We start from the raw sequence: 15,483 nt of genomic DNA, 5'->3' as shown, positions 1-15,483 counted from the left end.
CGCTCTAACCCGGCCCGGCGATAGTCCTCCCGTCCTCAACCGGGAGCCCTCGTCATGCCGCGTATCCTCGCCGCCCTCGTCCTCGCCTCGCTGCTCGCCGGCTGCGCCTCCGACCCCGGGCCGCGCCTGCTGGAGCGTTACGAGCCCGCGCGTCTCGACCGCATCCGCCTCGCCGGCCCCGTCCCCGCGGCCGAGCCGCACCCCCATCCGCGCCACCATCCCGGCCGCCCCACCGAACTGCGCCTCTCGGCCTGAGCGCGGGGGCCGGCGGTCGGGACGGCCAGCGTTCGGGCGCCTGATTTCGGCGGAAACCCGCCGAATACCCGAGCGTTTCGCTTGGCATACGCCCGGTGCACGCCCCGTGCACGCGGATCACCCCCCTGAATCCGGCCCCCGGCACGCCTTTCCTTCGCCACATCCCCCGCGCTACCGTCCCCCTTTGCGGAGGGGCGAGAGGGGATCCCGATGACCGAGGAACAGGCGGCCCTGTTCGCCCTGATGGGCGCGTTTCTGGGCCTGCTGGTTTGGGGCAGACTGCGCTACGACCTCGTCGCCGCCGGAACGCTTTTCGTCGGAGTCGCCGCCGGTCTGGTGCCCGAGGACACCGCATTCGAGGGCTTCGGCCATGCCGCCGTGGTGGTCATCGCGCTGGTCTTCGTCGTCTCCCGCGGGTTGACCAATTCCGGGGCGGTGGAGGTGCTGGCCTCGAAAATCTCCAATCCCGACAGGCCCCTGGCCCTGCATATCGCGCTGATCTCCGGCGTCGGCGCGGCGCTGTCGGCGGTGATCAACAACGTCGCGGCGCTGGCGCTGCTGATGACCGTGGACCTTCAGACCTCCGAAAAGGCCAAGCGTTCCCCGGCCCTGACCCTGATGCCGCTCAGCTTCGCGACCATCCTCGGCGGCATGATCACCCTGATCGGCACGCCCCCCAACATCGTCATCGCCCAGTATCGCGCCGAGACCCTGGGCGAGCCCTACGGGATGTTCGATTTCGCCTATGTGGGCCTGGTGGTCGCGGTCATCGGCATCCTCTTCACCGCCCTCGTCGGCTGGCGCCTGATCCCGGTCCGCGACGGCCAGGGCCTGCGTCCCTCCGCCCCCCAGTCCGGCCTCTACACCGTCGAGGCCCGCGCCGCCGAGAAGGGCAAGGCCGTTGGCAGGACGCCGACGGATCTCGGGGACTTGCTGGAGGAGCATGACGTCAACCTGCTCGGCCTGATCCGGGGCGACCGGCGGCTTCCGGGCTTTTCGCGGCATGAGGAGATCCGGGCCGAGGACGTGCTGATCCTGGAGGGCGAGCCCGCCGCGATCGAGAGCTTCATGGGCGCCGCCGGGCTCGACCATCCGGCCGAGGGCGAGGAAGGCGACGACGGCAAGCCCGCGCTCCCCGGCCGCCTGACCCTGGCGGAGGCCATCGTGCCGGAGGGGGCGTGGGTCTCGGGCCGCACCGCTTCGGGGCTGCGGCTGCTGAGCCGGCAGGGCGTGGCGCTGCTCGGCGTCTCCCGCCAGGGCCGGCGGTTCCGGGAACGGGTGCGCGGCCTGACGATCCGGCCCGGCGACGTGCTGCTGCTGGTCGGCCCGCCGGAGCGGATGAACGACGTCATGTCCTGGCTGGGCGCGCTGCCGCTGGCGGGGCGCGAAACGCCGGTGCTGCGCCGGGAGAAGGCGGCCTTCGCGGCGCTGGCCTTCCTGGCCGCGGTGGGGGCGGCGGTGGCCGGGCTGGTCAGCCTGCCGGTGGCGCTGCTGGGCTGCGTGGGGGCCTACGCGCTGGGGGGGCTGGTCTCGGGCCGCGAGGTCTACGAGTCGGTCGAGTGGAAGGCCATCGTGCTGCTCGCCTGCCTGGTGCCGGTGGCCGGGGCGCTGGAGCAGGCGGGCGGGACCGAGCTGATCGCCACCGCCATTGTCGGGCTCACCGCGGGCTGGCCGGCCTGGGCGGTGCTGATGGTGCTGATGGCGGTGACCATGACCCTGTCGGATTTCCTCAACAACGTCGCCACGACGCTGATCGCGGCGCCCATCGGGCTGGGCGTGGCGCAGGCCATCGGCGCGCCGCCGGACCCGTTCCTGATGGGGGTGGCGGTGGCGGCGTCCTGCGCCTTCCTCACGCCCATCGGGCACAAGAACAACACCATCATCATGGGGCCGGGGGGCTACCGCTTCGCCGATTACTGGCGCATGGGCCTGCCGCTGGAGCTGCTGGTGCTGGCGGTGGCCGGGCCGACGGTGTGGTGGATCTGGGGGTGATCGGAGGCTGAGCGGGGCGGCGCGAGGTCACTCGGGCGCCTCGGCCCCCGGCGCGCCGGATTTCAGGTGCACCTCGTCGATGTCGTAGACCCGGTCGAGGAACAGGAACAGGAAGCCCAGGCTCAGCGCCAGCACCACCACCCCGGTGATGGCGGACGTGATCTGCACCTGTCCGGGGCTGAGCGTGAGGCTCGACGGCGCAGCGCCCTCGGCCCCGCCCCTGGCGGCGGCCCTTTCGGCCCGGCGCACGGAGTTGGTGATCTCGTAGACCGACAGGCCCACCCCCGCGAGCACCACCAGAACCACCAGCCACAGGGTCGCGTCCGAGGCGAACTGCTGCCAGGCGAAGACCGCGCGGGTGTGCCCCCGCAACGCCTCCAGGTGGTCGTAATAGGCGGTCCAGCTGTCGAGATAGGCGCGATCCATGCGGATCCTGGCCTCGGTCAGGTCGTCCGCGCCCCGGAGGTCGGCGATCAGGCGGTCGCGGGCGGCGATCTCGGCGCGAAGCCGGGGGATCTCCTCATCCGTCATCTCGTCGAGCCGCGAGGTCAGGGCCTGGATGATCCGGAGGTTCCGGTCCTCCCGCATCGCCGCGTCGGGGTCGGGAGGCGGCGCGGGGGGCTCGGACGCGTCGGGCGCGGGCGGCGCGGGCAGGGCGTCGGCGCCGCCCGCCGGAAACAGCGAGCCGGGGGCCGGGTCGGGGGCCGTATCTCCCTCGGCGGGGGCGTTGTTCGGGGTCTCATTCCGGGCGGCGGGGGCCGCGGCGCCGGTCTCCGGCGTCTGAGCAAGGGCGGGCAGGGGGACCGCCGACCCGAGCGCCATCAGTCCCGCCGCAAGCGCGGCGCGCAACGCGCAGAGGCGGCTCAGCACGCGCATTCCTCGAACGCGCCGGCGTCCACATGGCGGCACCAGTCGGGCCGGTCGCAGATCTCGCTCCCGGCGAACTCGGTCGGCTCGCCTATCCCCGTTTCGGGGTCGGGCTCGGGGTCGGGCAGCATCAAAGAGCCCGTGAGGTGATCCAGCGACGACGCCCGCGGGCGCAAGGGCATCGCATCGGCCGGCACGATCATCGGCTCTTCCGGCACGGACCGGACATCCTGCGCGCCCTGGGTCTGCGAGGGCGCGCGCCCGGGCCCGGCCGGCGCAAGGTCGCCGGGGACGCCGACGCAGGCGGCGGTCGCGAGAAGCAGCCCGAGGGTCATGGCGGCGGAGGGGCGCATCATCGTCTCCCCGAAACAGGGCGCAAGGCCCGCAAGACTAGGCCCCGGACGCGGTTTCCGCAACGTCCGGGCCCGGATCAGCCCCGGATCAGCCCCGGATCAGCCCCGGATCAGCCCCGGCGGCGACGCCTGCGGCCCTCGCCGCCGCCGCCGCCGGACGCGGTCTCGAACTTCAGGTCCGGCAGCGTCGCCGCCTTGCGCAGCTCGGGATAGGGCATCGACTTGTTGGGCAGGGCCATGGCGTCCACGAAATGCGCCTGGAACTTCGGCTCCACCGCGGTCTCGATCTTCTCGATGCGGCGCACCACCTGCGCGATCTCCGCCCGCGCGCCGCGATCCAGCAGGGCGATGCGGGCACCGGTGCCCGCCGCGTTGCCGGCGGAGGTCACCTTCGCCACCGGACAATCCGGGATCATGCCCAGCACCAGCGCGTGCAGCGGGCTGATATGGGCCCCGAAGGCCCCGGCCAGCACCACGCGGTCCACTTTCTCCACCCCGCGCCGGTCCATCAGAAGCTGCGCCCCCGCGGTCAGCGCCGCCTTGGCGAGCTGGATCGCGCGCACGTCGCCCTGGGTCACCGTCACCCGCGGCCCCCCGGTCGCGGTCGCGTCATGGAGCACATAGGCGAAGGTCCGCCCGTCCGGCACGCAGCGGGACGAGCCCACGGCGTCGGGAGAGCCCACGGCCCCGTCCACGTCCACGATGCCGGCCAGCCGCATCTCGGCGATCACCTCGATGATGCCCGAGCCGCAGATCCCGGTGACCGCGGTCCCGTCGAAGCCGGGCTCGTCCGACCACATGTCCTGGCCGATGACGCGGAAGCGGGGCTCGCGGGTCACCGGGTCGATGCGCACCCGCTCGATCGCCCCGGACGCGGCGCGCTGGCCGGACGAGATCTGCGCGCCCTCGAAGGCGGGGCCGGTCGGGGAGGAGCAGGCGAGCACCTGGGTGCGGTCGCCCAGCAGGATTTCGGCGTTCGTGCCCACGTCGACGACCAGCACGAGGTCGTCCGAGGTCTGCGGGCTTTCCGACAGCGCCACCGCGGCGGCGTCCGCCCCCACATGGCCGGCGATGCAGGGCAGGAACTGCACGCGGCCCTGCGGGTGGATGCCGAGGTCCAGCTCCGCCGCCCCCAGCGACACCGCGTCGGAAGTGGCCAGCGCGAAGGGGGCCCAGCCAAGCTCCACCGGGTCGATCCCCAACACGAGATGATGCATCACCGGATTGCAGACGATCACCGCCTCCAGGATGTCCTCGGGCGCGGCCCCGGCCTGCTGCGCCACCTCGGCCATCAGGCCGCGCAGCGCCGCGCGCGCCGCGCGGGTCATCTCCGCCGCCCCGCCGGGGTTCATCATGGCATAGGAGACGCGGGACATCAGGTCCTCGCCGAAGCGGATCTGCGGGTTCATCACGCCCGACGACGCGCCCAGCTCCCCGGTCTGAAGATCGGCCAGATGGCAGGCGATGGTGGTGGAGCCGAGATCGACCGCCGCCCCCCAGACCGGACGCTCCCGCAACCCGGGCCAGAGGTCGAGGATGCGCGGGACCGCGCCCTCATGCGCGGTATGGACGGCGACGGTGACTTTCCATTCGCCCTCGCGCAGGACCTTCTGCAGGCGCTGAAGCACGGGCAGCGGGGCCTCGGCGCCCTCCACCCCCCATTGCGCGGCCAGCGCGGCGCGCAGGCGTTCGAGATCGCCCGAGGGGTGGTGCATGTCGGGCTCGTCGACCTCGACGAAATGCAGGCGAAGGGCCGGGTCGAGGGTGATGGAACGGGCCTCGGCGCGCTTGCGCACGATCTGGCGGTGGACCTGGGATTCGGGCGGCACGTCGATAACCACGTCGCCCGTGATGCAGGCCTGACAGCCGAGCCTGCGGCCCTCCGCCAGCCCGCGCCTGTCCTTGTAGCGCTGCTCGACCCCGTTCCATGCGGTCAGCGCGCCGGGCTCGGAGACCACGCCATGCTTGTCGAAGGCGCCGAAGGCCGGCTGGATCTGGCAGCGCGAGCAGATGCCCCGGCCGCCGCAGACCGAGTCGAGATCCACCCCCAGCGCCCGCGCCGCGGTCAGCACCGGGGTGCCCGACGCGAAGCGGCCGCGGCGGCCCGAGGGGGTGAAGATCACGAGCGGGTCCTGGGATGCGTCGGTCATGCCGGCTCCTTGCGGGTTCTGCCTCGCCCATCTAGCGCGGGCGGGGGGCGTCCGCATGCCTTCGCCGCGACGACTCCCGTGGGAATCGCGACGGATGGGCGGTTTGAGACGGTCGTCTCACCCGTAGGGCGGGTGCGAACCCGCCGCGCCTCAGGTCCCGAACAGCGCCGCCAACCGCTCCCGCGCTTCGGGCGGGCCGTCGCGCCCGAAGGCGGGGGCCGCGTGGTGGCGCAGGAAATGGCCGGTGGCGCGCAGGGCCGCGGCGATGTCCTCCGGCGCGGTCTCGGCCCGGCCGAGGAACAGGCCGGGCAGGGGGATCAGCCTGTCGGCATAGGGCGCGCCGGCCTCCCCGCTCACCGCCCGGCCGGAGCGCGGCGAGATCCAGACCAGATCCTCCCGCCCCCCCGTGGCCGCGCATTCCGAAAGGTCGAGCCCGAAGCCCAGCTCATCCAGCAGCGCCAGTTCCCACAAGGCGTAGAGCGCCGGCCAGTCCGGGTCCGTCCCCAGCGCGTCGGCCAGCGTGACCGTGCGGGCGTAGAGCGCGGGATGCGGCTCGCGTTCGGGCAGGAAGGCGAGCAGGGCGCCGATGGACCCGATCGCCGCCAGCGCGCGCCGGTCCGACATGATCGCCGCGGAACGCGAGCGGATCGGCTCGGGCCGCCAGGCGCCCATATGGCTTTCGAGCCGCGCCTTCCATTCCACCGAAAGCTGCGCGCCGGGTTGCATCACCGGCGCCATGCGGCGCGAGCCTCCGCCTGGCGCCACCCCGGAATGGCGCCCGTGACCGGCCGTGAAGATGTCGAGGATCGCCGCCCCCTCTCCATGCCGCCGCACGGACAGGAGCAGCCCTTCGTCGCGCCATTCCATGCCTCGATCTCTAGCCGGCGGAGGCCGGGCGCGCTAGCCTCGCCTCGGTCAACCGGGAGGATCGCATGCGCGCAGACTGGGCCGGAAACCCGATCACCGCCGAAGACGACGCCACGGCCGGGGCGATCTCGGATTTCGTGGGCGGCTTCGTGGGCTACGAGGAGCGGGCCGCCAACGTGCTGGCCGCGGCGCAGGCGAACCCGTCCAACATGCTGGCCAACGCCTATGCCGGCGCGCTGCACCTGTTCCTGGAGACGCCGGACGCCCCGTCCCTCGCCCGTCCCTGGCTGGACCGCGCCGCCGCGAACGTCGCCGGCACGACGGAACGCGAGCGGATCACGCTCGCCGCCCTCGCCGCCTGGGCGGACGGCGACATGCCCCGCGCCATCGCGCTGGGGCGGGAGGGGGTGGCGGCCCATCCCGCGGATCTCGCGCTCGCCAAGATCACCCAATACCACCAGTTCAACCGCGGCGACGCGCCGGGGATGCTGGCGGTGGGGCACATGGTGGTCGGGGGGCGGCCGGATCTCGCCCATAGCCACGGGATGCTCGCCTTCGGGTTCGAGCAGTGCCACATGCTGGCCGAGGCCGAGGACGCCGCCCTGCGCGCCGTCGCGATCCAGCGGCGGGAGCCCTGGGCCCATCACGCGCTCGCCCATATCCACCTCACCCAGGGCCGCATCGCCGAGGGGCGGGCCTTCCTGGAGGACATGGCCGACAGCTGGACGGACCTGAACTCCTTCATGCTGAGCCACAACTGGTGGCATTACGCGCTGTTCGCCATCAGCCAGGGGGATTTCGGGGCCGCGCTGCGGGCCTATGACGAGCGTTGCTGGGGGTTGGAGAAAGGCTATTCCCAGGACCAGATCGGCGCCGTGAGCCTGCTGGCGCGGCTGGAGATCGCGGGCGTCGACGTGGGCGATCGCTGGGAAGACGTGGGCGCGCATCTCGCGCCCCGCACCGGCGATTTCGTCAACGGGTTTCTCAGCCTGCAATATCTCTACGGGCTGGCGCGCTCGGGCCGGGGGCGGGCGGCGGCGGAGATGATGGACGGGTTCCGCGCCCGCGCCGAGGCCCCGGCCGAGGATCGCGCGGTCTGGGCCGAGGTGGTCCTGCCGGCCGCCGAAGGGATCGCCGCCCATGCCGCGGGCGACTGGAGCCGGGCGGCGGATCGTCTGGGAGAGGCGTTGCCGCGGCTGTGGGAGGCCGGGGGCAGCCACGCCCAGCGGGACCTGTTCGAACAGCTCTGGCTCGACGCGCTGATCCGCTGCGGCCGGCTGGTCGCGGCCCAGCAGGCGCTGGAACGGCGACGGGGGTTCGAACCCATGTCCGTCCCCTCCAACCGCGCGCTGGCCGGGGTCTATGCGGATCTGGGCCTGCCGGGAGAGGCCGGCGCGGCCGAAGCGCGGGTGCGGGCCGCGCTCGCCGAACTGGATTAGGCGGCGCGGCCGGGGAGGGAGGCGTATCGGCGCCCGCCCTGCGAGCGGGGGCGCCGCGCCGTAGGGCGGGTGCAAACCCGCCGCGCCCCCCCCACCACACGCGCTCCCCCCCCCGCCCGTGAGACGTCCGTCTCAGACGAAGCGCACCTTGCCGATATAGGACAGGTTCCGGTTCCGCTGGGCATAGTCGATGCCGTAACCCACCACGAACTCGTCCGGGATGGTGAAGCCGGTGAAGCGGACATCCACCTCCGCCTCCCGCCGGCTCGGCTTGTCGAGCAGGGCGCAGACCTCCAGCCGCCGCGGCTTGCGGGCGCGCAGCATGTGCAGGACATGATGCAGGGTGAAGCCGGTGTCCACGATGTCCTCCACCACCAGCACGTCGCGCCCCTCGATCTCGCCGCGCAGGTCCTTGAGGATCCGCACCTCGCGCGAGGATTCCATCGACGAGCCGTAGGACGACGCCTCCATGAAATCGATCTCCATGGGCAGCGCGATTTCGCGGGCGATGTCGGCGATGAACACGAAGGAGCCGCGCAGCAGCCCCACCACCACCAGCTTCTCGGTCCCCTCGAAGTGATCCGAGATCTCGTGGGCCAAGGCCTCCACCCTCGCGGCGATGGACTTGGCCGAGATCAGCTGGTCGATCACGTAGGCCTTGCCATCCGGGCCGGTCAGCGGGCCTTCGGTGCGGGGCCGGGCGCCCCTGGTCGTCGCGTTTGCGGCGCACATGGCGCGTGCCTCCCCTGGGCTCCTGCGGTCGGCCCGCAGGATAGGGCGCGGCGGCCTGCTTGTCCCGCCCCCGATCCGCTCGCCCGGGCGCGACGATTGGCCCCCCTCCGCGCCCCTTCGCGGTTTCAAGGCGGACGCGTAGGGATTGAAGCCATGCCGACCCATGCCGAAAAACGCACGATGCCCTACAGCGCCGATCAGATGTACGCCCTGATCGCCGACGTGCCCTCCTATCCCGAGTTCCTGCCCTGGTGCTCGGCCGCGCGCATCCGCGCCCGCACCCCGCAGCCCGACGGGTCCGAGGTGCTGGACGCCGATCTGGTCATCTCGTTCAAGGTCTTCCGTGAGAAGTTCGGCTCCCGCGTCACCCTGTTCCCGCAGGAGCGGCGGATCGACGTCGCCTATCTCGACGGGCCGTTCCGCTATCTCAACAACCACTGGAAGTTCGACCCGCGCGAGGATGGCGGCTGCGACGTCGATTTCTTCGTGGATTTCGAGTTCCGCTCGATCGTGCTGCAAAAGCTGATCGGGGTGGTGTTCAACGAGGCCATGCAGCGCATCGTGCGGGCCTTCGAGACGCGGGCCGACGCGCTCTACGGGTCGGGCTGAGCCGGACGCTTCCGCGCGCCGGTCGCGTGGACTCTCCAGGCTTCGCGGACATTCGCGCCGGTTTCGGTCGAGTCTGTCGCAGCCGGGATTAACGAAACCGACTCCCGGCGTCGCTAAAGCTCAAGACCCGCGCGGCGCGCAAGGGCAGGGTCCGCCCCGATCCGAGGGACGAATCCCCCACGCCCTCCCCATTCCCGCGCGCCCGGTCCGCCGGTCCCGCGATGAGGCCCCCCATGTTCGCTCTGCTTTCCAACACCTGGGCGCTGCTGTTCGGCATGCTCCTGCTGATGCTCGGCAACGGCATGCAGGCCTCGCTGCTCGGCATCCGCGGCGCGCTGGAGGGGTTCACCGCGACCGAGATGTCGGTGGTCATGTCCGGCTATTTCCTCGGCTTCCTGGTCAGCTCCCGCGCCGCGCCCGAAATGATCCGCCGGGTCGGCCATGTGCGGGTCTTCGCGGCCATGGCCTCGGTGATCTCGGCGGTGTTCATCCTTTACGCCGCCCTCCCCAATGTCTGGGCCTGGGGGCTGATGCGCATCGCGGTCGGGGCCTGCTTCGCCGCCGTCTACGTGGTGGCCGAAAGCTGGCTGAACGACAGCGCCACCAACGAAACCCGCGGCAAGGCGCTGTCGCTCTACATGATCGTGCAGATGCTCGGCGTGGTGGCGGCGCAGGCGCTGCTCAACGTCGCCGATCCGGGCGGCTATGAGCTGTTCGTGCTGATCTCGGTCGCGGTGTCGCTGAGCTTCGCGCCGATCCTGCTCTCGGTCTCTCCGGCGCCGGTGCACCAGACCGCCAAGCTGATGAGCCTGGGCGCGCTGTTCCGCGCCTCGCCGCTGGGCTTCGTGGGCACGGTGTTCCTCGGCGCGGTGTTCTCGGCGGTGTTCGGCATGGCCTCGGTCTACGGCACCGAGCGCGGCTTCACCGTGGCGGAGATCTCGGTCTTCGTGGCGCTGATCTATGTGGGCGGGCTGATCACCCAATACCCGATCGGATGGCTGTCGGACCGCATGGATCGTCGTCTCCTGATCCTGATCATGACGGTGATCGGCACGCTGGCAGGGCTCATCGGCATCGCGGCGGAGGCCTATGTCACGGTGGTTCTGGCCATGTCGGCGCTGGTGGGCGGCATCGCCAACCCGCTCTATTCGCTGCTGATCTCGCATACCAACGACTATCTCGCGCCCGACCAGCGGGCCGCGGCCTCCGGCGGGATGCTGTTCCTGAACGGGGTCGGCGCGGTGGGCGGGCCGGTGATGGTCGGCGCGCTGATGTCCTATTTCGGCGCCTGGGCCTTTTTCGGATTCCTCGCCGCGATGTTCGGCGGCATGGCCGGCTACGCCGCCTGGCGCATGACCCGCCGCCCCGCCGTGGCGGTGGAGGATACCGCCGTCCACGCTCCGGTCGCGCCGGGCGTCACGCCGGTCGCCGCGGATTACGCGATCGAATACGCCGAGGAGAAGACCGCCCAGATCGAGGCCGAGCGCGAGGCGGAGGCCGAAGCGGAGGCGGAGGCGGAGGCGGAGGCCGGGAAGGGATCGGAACAGGACGGCGAAGACGCCTCCGAACCCGAGCCCGAGACCGCGCCCCCGCCCTCCTCCGACGCGCATGAGAAGCGGCTTTCCGGGGCGGGCGGAGGCGGCGGGGCCTGACCCGCGCGGGCTTGACCTCCGCCCCCGCTTGCGCCGTGTTGGCGGGACCCTAAGCGCAGAGGACCGCCCCATGACCGCATCCGCCCGCGAGATCGTCGATTTCTGGCTGAACCAGGTCGGGCCCGCCGGCTGGTATGGCGGCGGCGAGGCTCTGGATGAGCGGATCCGCCGGCGCTACCTGCCGACCTGGAAGGCGGCGCGCGGCGGGGCCTTCGATCATTGGCGCGGCACGCCCGCCGGCGCCCTGGGCCTGCTGATCCTCATCGACCAGTTTCCGCGCAACATGTTCCGCGGCTCGGGCCTCAGCTTCGCCACCGACGCCCGCGCCCGGCGCATCGCGCGCATGGCGATCGCCGCCGGCCACGACCTCGCCACGCCCCTGGAGGCGCGCAATTTCCTCTACCTCCCCTTCGCCCATTCCGAGGCGATGGCCGACCAGGATCTCTGCGTGCATCTCGCCCATAGCCGCATGGGCCCGCCGACCCCGGATCGCGGCCTGCACGCGGAGGCGCATCGCGCCGTCATCGCCCGCTTCGGCCGCTTCCCCTATCGCAACGACGCCCTCGGCCGCGTCTCCACCGAGGAGGAAATCGCGTGGATGGAGGAGGGCGGCTACATGGTCGAGGTCCGCCGCCTGCAGGCGGAACGGGCGGGGAGGGCCGCCTGACGGGCGCGGCGCGGACCCAATGGGTCCCGATCCCGCATCACTTCGCAACATGCTTGCGACGCTTTCGCTTCACGCGCGCCCTCGCCGTGAGGTAAATGCCGAAGACAACAGGACAACCGGACGGGAGAAAAGCCCATGGCCGCGGACTCATTCGACGTCGTCGTGATCGGCGCAGGCCCCGGCGGCTACGTCGCCGCGATCCGGGCCGCGCAGCTCGGCCTGAAGACCGCGGTGGTGGAGCGGGAGCACCTCGGCGGCATCTGCCTCAACTGGGGCTGCATCCCGACCAAGGCGCTGCTGCGCTCGGCCGAGGTCTTCCACCTGATGCACCGGGCCAAGGAGTTCGGGCTGAAGGCGGAGGGGGTCGACTTCGACCTCGACGCGGTGGTCAAGCGGTCGCGCAAGGTCTCGGCGCAGCTGGTCTCCGGCATCGGCCACCTGATGAAAAAGAACAAGATCGAGGTCGTGTCCGGGGAGGCCAAGCTCGCCGGCAAGGGCAAGGTCTCGGTCAAGACCGACAAGGGCGAGCGGGTGCTGACCGCCAAGGACATCATCCTCGCCACCGGCGCCCGGGCCCGCGAACTGCCGGGGCTGGAGCGCGACGGCGACCAGGTCTGGAACTACAAGGACGCGCTGAACCCGCCCCGGATGCCCAGGAAACTGCTGGTCATCGGGTCAGGCGCCATCGGGATCGAATTCGCGAGCTTTTTCAACACGCTCGGGGCCGAAACCACGGTCGTCGAGGTGATGGAGCGCATCCTTCCCGTCGAGGATGAGGAAATCGCCGCCTTCGCCCGGAAATCCTTCGAGAAACAGGGAATGAAGATCCGCGAAGGCACCAAGGTCGCCAAGCTGGAGAAGTCCAGGGGCAAGGTCGTCGCCCATATCGAGAAGGACGGAAAGACCGAGACGCTGGAGGTCGATACCGTGATCTCCGCCGTCGGCATCGTCGGCAATGTCGAGGGGCTCGGGCTGGAAGAGGCCGGGGTGAAGGTCGACCGGTCGCATGTGGTCGTGGACAAGCAGTGCCGCACCGGCGTGGCGGGGCTATGGGCCATCGGCGACATCGCCGGCGCGCCGTGGCTCGCGCACAAGGCCAGCCATGAAGGCGTGATGGTGGCCGAGCTGATCGCGGGGCGGAACGCCCATGCGACGCCCGCCACCTCCATCGCCGGCTGCACCTATTGCCACCCGCAGATCGCCTCCGTCGGGCTGACCGAGGCCAAGGCCAAGGCGGCGGGGCATGAGGTGAAGGTCGGTCGTTTCCCCTTCATCGGCAACGGCAAGGCCATCGCGCTGGGCGAGCCGGAGGGGCTGATCAAGACCATCTTCGACGCCGGCACGGGAGAGCTGCTGGGCGCGCATATGGTCGGCGCCGAAGTGACCGAGCTGATCCAGGGCTATGTAGTCGGCAAGACGCTGGAGACCACCGAGGCCGAGCTGATGGAAACGGTGTTCCCGCATCCCACGCTCTCCGAGATGATGCATGAGAGCGTTCTGTCCGCCTATGGCCGGGCGCTGCATTTCTGAGCCGGATCAACCTCTTCTCGCGCGCTCTTCACATAGTGGGCGAGAAGGCCCCGGCTTGGGGTAAAACCATTTCGCGTCCAGCGGTTGCGATCGGAACCTCAACCGGAATGACAGGTCACCGGAACGCCAGCCCGACGGCGTAGGCGACGGCCCCGCAGGCGATGCCCACGGCCAGCGTTTCCCCCAATGCGCGCGCCGCGGGAAGGTCGCTGACCCGCCAGCGCAGCAATCCCAGTCCCGCCAGCGCCCCCAGCGAGGCCGTCAGCGACAGGCCGAACGCCGCGTCGCCCGACACGCCCAGCAGGTAGGGGGCGAGCGGCGCCGCGCCGCAGGTCACGAAGCTCGCGAAGGTCGCCAGCGCGCCGCGCACCGGACGCTCCGCCTCCGCCGGCGCGGGCCCCAGTCTTCCATCCGCGAAATCCGCGTCCAGCTCCGGCGCGCGGGCGAGGATGCCGGCCATGGCCTGCGCGTCCTCCGCCTCCAGTCCGCGCGCCCGCAGCGCCGCGGCGACGTCTGCCCTCGCGCCCTCCGGGTCCGCCGCCCGCGCCCGCTCGCGGACCGCATGGCGGGCCCGCGACACGTCGTCGGCCGAGCGGGCGGCGAGAAACGCCCCCAGCCCCATCGCGGTGGCGTCGGCGAAGAGGTTGGCCAGCCCGAAGAGCAGCACGGCGGCGCCCCCGACCTCCGCCGCCCCCTCCGCGCCCGCGCCTTCGAACCCGGCGACGATGGCGAAGGTGGTGACCACGCCGTCATTGCCGCCATAGACCAGCTCGCGCAGCACGTCGCCCAGCCGGCCGGCGGCGCCCTTGCCCGGCGCGGCCTCGCCCATCTCAGAAGCTGGCGGCGAGGCCGACGGAGAACCCGGTCAGCTCCTCGCCCTGAGTGTAGCGCAGCATGATCCTTGTGCGGGTGACCAGCGGCACCCAGGTCTTGGACGTGTCGAATTCCAGCCCCGTGCCGATCTGCGCCAGCCACCCGGTGTGCAGCACCTCGCCCTGGTCGCCGGGCAGGAGCGAGCCGGAGAACTCGAACACCGACCGCAGCGGCCCTCCGAACATCGTGATCCCGGTCGGCACCCGCAGCCGCGACCACAGCCCCAGCGTCATCGCGTCGGAGGAGGCGTTGATGGCGTCGGAGCCCAGGATCGGCTCCAGATGCATGTGGGTGTAGCGCAGCTCGATGTCGATCTCATGCTCGGGCCGGTAATAGGCGTAGTCGAGCATCACCGAGGCGCCGAGCCCGCCGGCGGTCATCGACCCGTCCTTGAGGAAATCGAGATCCACATCCAGCCGGTTCGACACGATGCGGCCGAGCAGACGGGCGTCGCTTTCCACATGGCCGAGCGCGACGTTGAAGATCGGGCGCAGGACCAGCGTGTCGGTGAGCTTGAAATCCCACCCGACGCCGCCGGTGGCGCCGATGCTGGTCCACTTGGTGGGCAGCCGCGACTGGTCGACCCCGTCGGTGAAGACGAAGACCGGATCGTAACGCGAATATCCTGCGAATCCCTCGAGATAGAGCGGGAAGCTCTCCGACACCGTGAAGGCGCCGCCAAGCTGCGAGGCCTGGTAGTCCATCCCCTCGCCCGAGCCGGTGTTGAGGTAGAGGGTGGAGGCGGTCTCGCTCGGCACCAGGGTCATGCCGAGCATGGCGAGCGCGCCCGTGGCCTTGTCGGAGACGTTGGCGTTGACCAGCCGCAACAGGCCGCCGCCGACATCCGCGCCCTGCGCGGGCGCGGCGGCGAGGGCCAGCGAAAGCGCGGCCGCGACGGCGCGGACCGCCTGCCGGCGGGGTCGGGGAAACGCGGGGCGGTCGGCGGCGGGGGCGACGGGGCTGGGTCTCGGCATGGCCAGGTTCCGGGCTCGGCGTGCGAAGGGGGGCGCTTGGGGACGTTAACCGATCCGGCCCCGGAGGCGGAGGCATTGCGGCGCGGATGGGGCGCGAGGTCGCGGGACCGTGGCCTTCAGGGCTCGCGCGCCGCGGTCATCTCGATCTCCACCACGAATTCGGGGCGGGTGAAGCCGGCGACGATGACCAGGGTCGAGGCCGGCGCGGGGTCCAGCCCCGCCACCCAGCGGTCGCGCGCCGCCATGTAGCCCGCCATGTGCTCGCGCGCGGTGACGAAGCTGTTCAGCCGGACCACGTCGGCGCGGGTCATGCCGGCGGAGGCGAGCACCGCGTCGAGATTGGCGAAGGCGCGCTCGGCCTGGGCCTCGGCCCCCTCGGGCAGGCTGTCGTCGGGGGCGAGCCCGAGCTGGCCGGAGGAGAACAGCCAGCGGGCGCCGGGCCCGACCTCGATGCCGTGGGAATAGTGCGCGAAGGGGGGGCGGATCTCGGGCGGGGTGTGGGATTTCACGGGTCGGGGCTCCG

At 71.6% G+C, this 15,483-nt stretch carries 15 protein-coding genes; 7 read left to right on the top strand and 8 right to left on the bottom strand.

Annotated features, from left to right (window positions below; all coding sequences use genetic code 11):
* The first annotated feature begins 54 nt into the window (after positions 1-54).
* Together BLV24_RS04420 and BLV24_RS04415 are read left to right on the top strand one after the other, a co-directional pair.
* Positions 55-255 (top strand): hypothetical protein, encoded by a 201-nt coding sequence (locus BLV24_RS04420; protein WP_092679892.1) that lies wholly within the window; start codon positions 55-57, stop codon positions 253-255.
* Positions 256-465: 210 nt separating this feature from the next.
* Positions 466-2,247: an SLC13 family permease gene (locus tag BLV24_RS04415; protein WP_092679891.1), complete on the top strand. Its 1,782-nt coding sequence runs from the start codon at positions 466-468 to the stop codon at positions 2,245-2,247.
* A 27-nt stretch (positions 2,248-2,274) separates the two neighbouring features.
* Here BLV24_RS04415 and BLV24_RS04410 read toward each other — a convergent pair whose 3' ends face one another.
* The 4 genes from BLV24_RS04410 to recO all read right to left on the bottom strand — a co-directional run bounded on the left by BLV24_RS04410 (position 2,275) and on the right by recO (position 6,484).
* Positions 2,275-3,117 (bottom strand): hypothetical protein, encoded by an 843-nt coding sequence (locus tag BLV24_RS04410; RefSeq protein WP_143040210.1) that lies wholly within the window; start codon positions 3,115-3,117, stop codon positions 2,275-2,277.
* Positions 3,111-3,467, bottom strand: coding sequence for a hypothetical protein (locus tag BLV24_RS04405; protein ID WP_092679889.1), 357 nt, complete (start codon positions 3,465-3,467; stop codon positions 3,111-3,113). The genes BLV24_RS04410 and BLV24_RS04405 overlap by 7 nt, the downstream gene beginning before the upstream one ends.
* Before the next feature lie 110 nt (positions 3,468-3,577).
* Positions 3,578-5,617, bottom strand: a complete 2,040-nt coding sequence (locus tag BLV24_RS04400) for an ASKHA domain-containing protein (RefSeq protein WP_092679888.1) — start codon at positions 5,615-5,617, stop codon at positions 3,578-3,580.
* Positions 5,618-5,767: 150 nt separating this feature from the next.
* The gene (gene recO / locus BLV24_RS04395; RefSeq protein WP_092679887.1) at positions 5,768-6,484 is read right to left on the bottom strand and encodes a DNA repair protein RecO; all 717 of its coding nucleotides are present in this window, start codon (positions 6,482-6,484) and stop codon (positions 5,768-5,770) included.
* A 65-nt stretch (positions 6,485-6,549) separates the two neighbouring features.
* On the opposite strand from recO, the gene BLV24_RS04390 reads away from it, so the two are divergent.
* Complete coding sequence (locus tag BLV24_RS04390; RefSeq protein WP_092679886.1) at positions 6,550-7,923, top strand: tetratricopeptide repeat protein; 1,374 nt, start codon at positions 6,550-6,552, stop codon at positions 7,921-7,923.
* A 132-nt stretch (positions 7,924-8,055) separates the two neighbouring features.
* On the opposite strand, the gene hpt is transcribed toward BLV24_RS04390, so the two are convergent.
* Positions 8,056-8,655 carry a hypoxanthine phosphoribosyltransferase gene (gene hpt, locus BLV24_RS04385; RefSeq protein ID WP_092679885.1) on the bottom strand — a complete coding sequence of 200 codons (600 nt, stop codon included), beginning with the start codon at positions 8,653-8,655 and terminating at the stop codon, positions 8,056-8,058.
* A 153-nt stretch (positions 8,656-8,808) separates the two neighbouring features.
* Between hpt and BLV24_RS04380 the strand changes: the two genes are divergently transcribed.
* From BLV24_RS04380 to lpdA, 4 genes are all read left to right on the top strand, one after another.
* On the top strand, positions 8,809-9,264 hold the full coding sequence (locus BLV24_RS04380) for a type II toxin-antitoxin system RatA family toxin (RefSeq protein ID WP_092679884.1): 456 nt from the start codon (positions 8,809-8,811) through the stop codon (positions 9,262-9,264).
* Positions 9,265-9,497: 233 nt separating this feature from the next.
* Positions 9,498-10,916 carry an MFS transporter gene (locus BLV24_RS04375; RefSeq protein ID WP_092679883.1) on the top strand — a complete coding sequence of 473 codons (1,419 nt, stop codon included), beginning with the start codon at positions 9,498-9,500 and terminating at the stop codon, positions 10,914-10,916.
* 70 nt (positions 10,917-10,986) lie between these two features.
* A complete protein-coding gene (locus BLV24_RS04370; RefSeq protein WP_092679882.1) occupies positions 10,987-11,583 on the top strand; it encodes a DUF924 family protein in 597 nt (198 codons plus the stop codon).
* 135 nt (positions 11,584-11,718) lie between these two features.
* A complete protein-coding gene (lpdA, locus tag BLV24_RS04365) occupies positions 11,719-13,113 on the top strand; it encodes a dihydrolipoyl dehydrogenase (protein WP_092679881.1) in 1,395 nt (464 codons plus the stop codon).
* Between the two features lie 115 nt (positions 13,114-13,228).
* Here lpdA and BLV24_RS04360 read toward each other — a convergent pair whose 3' ends face one another.
* The 3 genes from BLV24_RS04360 to BLV24_RS04350 form a co-directional block, all read right to left on the bottom strand.
* Positions 13,229-13,942: a VIT1/CCC1 transporter family protein gene (locus BLV24_RS04360; RefSeq protein ID WP_092679880.1), complete on the bottom strand. Its 714-nt coding sequence runs from the start codon at positions 13,940-13,942 to the stop codon at positions 13,229-13,231.
* 1 nt (position 13,943) lies between these two features.
* On the bottom strand, positions 13,944-14,960 hold the full coding sequence (locus BLV24_RS04355; protein ID WP_092679879.1) for a hypothetical protein: 1,017 nt from the start codon (positions 14,958-14,960) through the stop codon (positions 13,944-13,946).
* Between the two features lie 116 nt (positions 14,961-15,076).
* Positions 15,077-15,469: a RidA family protein gene (locus tag BLV24_RS04350; protein ID WP_092679878.1), complete on the bottom strand. Its 393-nt coding sequence runs from the start codon at positions 15,467-15,469 to the stop codon at positions 15,077-15,079.
* Between the last annotated feature and the right edge of the window lie 14 nt (positions 15,470-15,483).

This window comes from Albimonas donghaensis (genome assembly GCF_900106695.1).
GTDB lineage: Bacteria > Pseudomonadota > Alphaproteobacteria > Rhodobacterales > Rhodobacteraceae > Albimonas > Albimonas donghaensis.
The sequence above is the reverse complement of the archived record's forward strand: the minus strand, read 5'-3'. Positions and strand labels throughout refer to the sequence as shown.

Excerpts from the sequence above, each read along its gene's own strand:
- BLV24_RS04420 (WP_092679892.1), top strand. The coding sequence starts at position 55 with ATGCCGCGTATCCTCGCCGCCCTCGTCCTCGCCTCGCTGCTCGCCGGC.
- BLV24_RS04415 (WP_092679891.1), top strand. The coding sequence starts at position 466 with ATGACCGAGGAACAGGCGGCCCTGTTCGCCCTGATGGGCGCGTTTCTG.
- BLV24_RS04405 (WP_092679889.1), bottom strand. The coding sequence starts at position 3,467 with ATGCGCCCCTCCGCCGCCATGACCCTCGGGCTGCTTCTCGCGACCGCC.
- BLV24_RS04400 (WP_092679888.1), bottom strand. The coding sequence starts at position 5,617 with ATGACCGACGCATCCCAGGACCCGCTCGTGATCTTCACCCCCTCGGGC.
- recO (WP_092679887.1), bottom strand. The coding sequence starts at position 6,484 with ATGGAATGGCGCGACGAAGGGCTGCTCCTGTCCGTGCGGCGGCATGGA.
- BLV24_RS04390 (WP_092679886.1), top strand. The coding sequence starts at position 6,550 with ATGCGCGCAGACTGGGCCGGAAACCCGATCACCGCCGAAGACGACGCC.
- hpt (WP_092679885.1), bottom strand. The coding sequence starts at position 8,655 with ATGTGCGCCGCAAACGCGACGACCAGGGGCGCCCGGCCCCGCACCGAA.
- BLV24_RS04380 (WP_092679884.1), top strand. The coding sequence starts at position 8,809 with ATGCCGACCCATGCCGAAAAACGCACGATGCCCTACAGCGCCGATCAG.
- BLV24_RS04375 (WP_092679883.1), top strand. The coding sequence starts at position 9,498 with ATGTTCGCTCTGCTTTCCAACACCTGGGCGCTGCTGTTCGGCATGCTC.
- BLV24_RS04370 (WP_092679882.1), top strand. The coding sequence starts at position 10,987 with ATGACCGCATCCGCCCGCGAGATCGTCGATTTCTGGCTGAACCAGGTC.
- lpdA (WP_092679881.1), top strand. The coding sequence starts at position 11,719 with ATGGCCGCGGACTCATTCGACGTCGTCGTGATCGGCGCAGGCCCCGGC.
- BLV24_RS04360 (WP_092679880.1), bottom strand. The coding sequence starts at position 13,942 with ATGGGCGAGGCCGCGCCGGGCAAGGGCGCCGCCGGCCGGCTGGGCGAC.
- BLV24_RS04355 (WP_092679879.1), bottom strand. The coding sequence starts at position 14,960 with ATGCCGAGACCCAGCCCCGTCGCCCCCGCCGCCGACCGCCCCGCGTTT.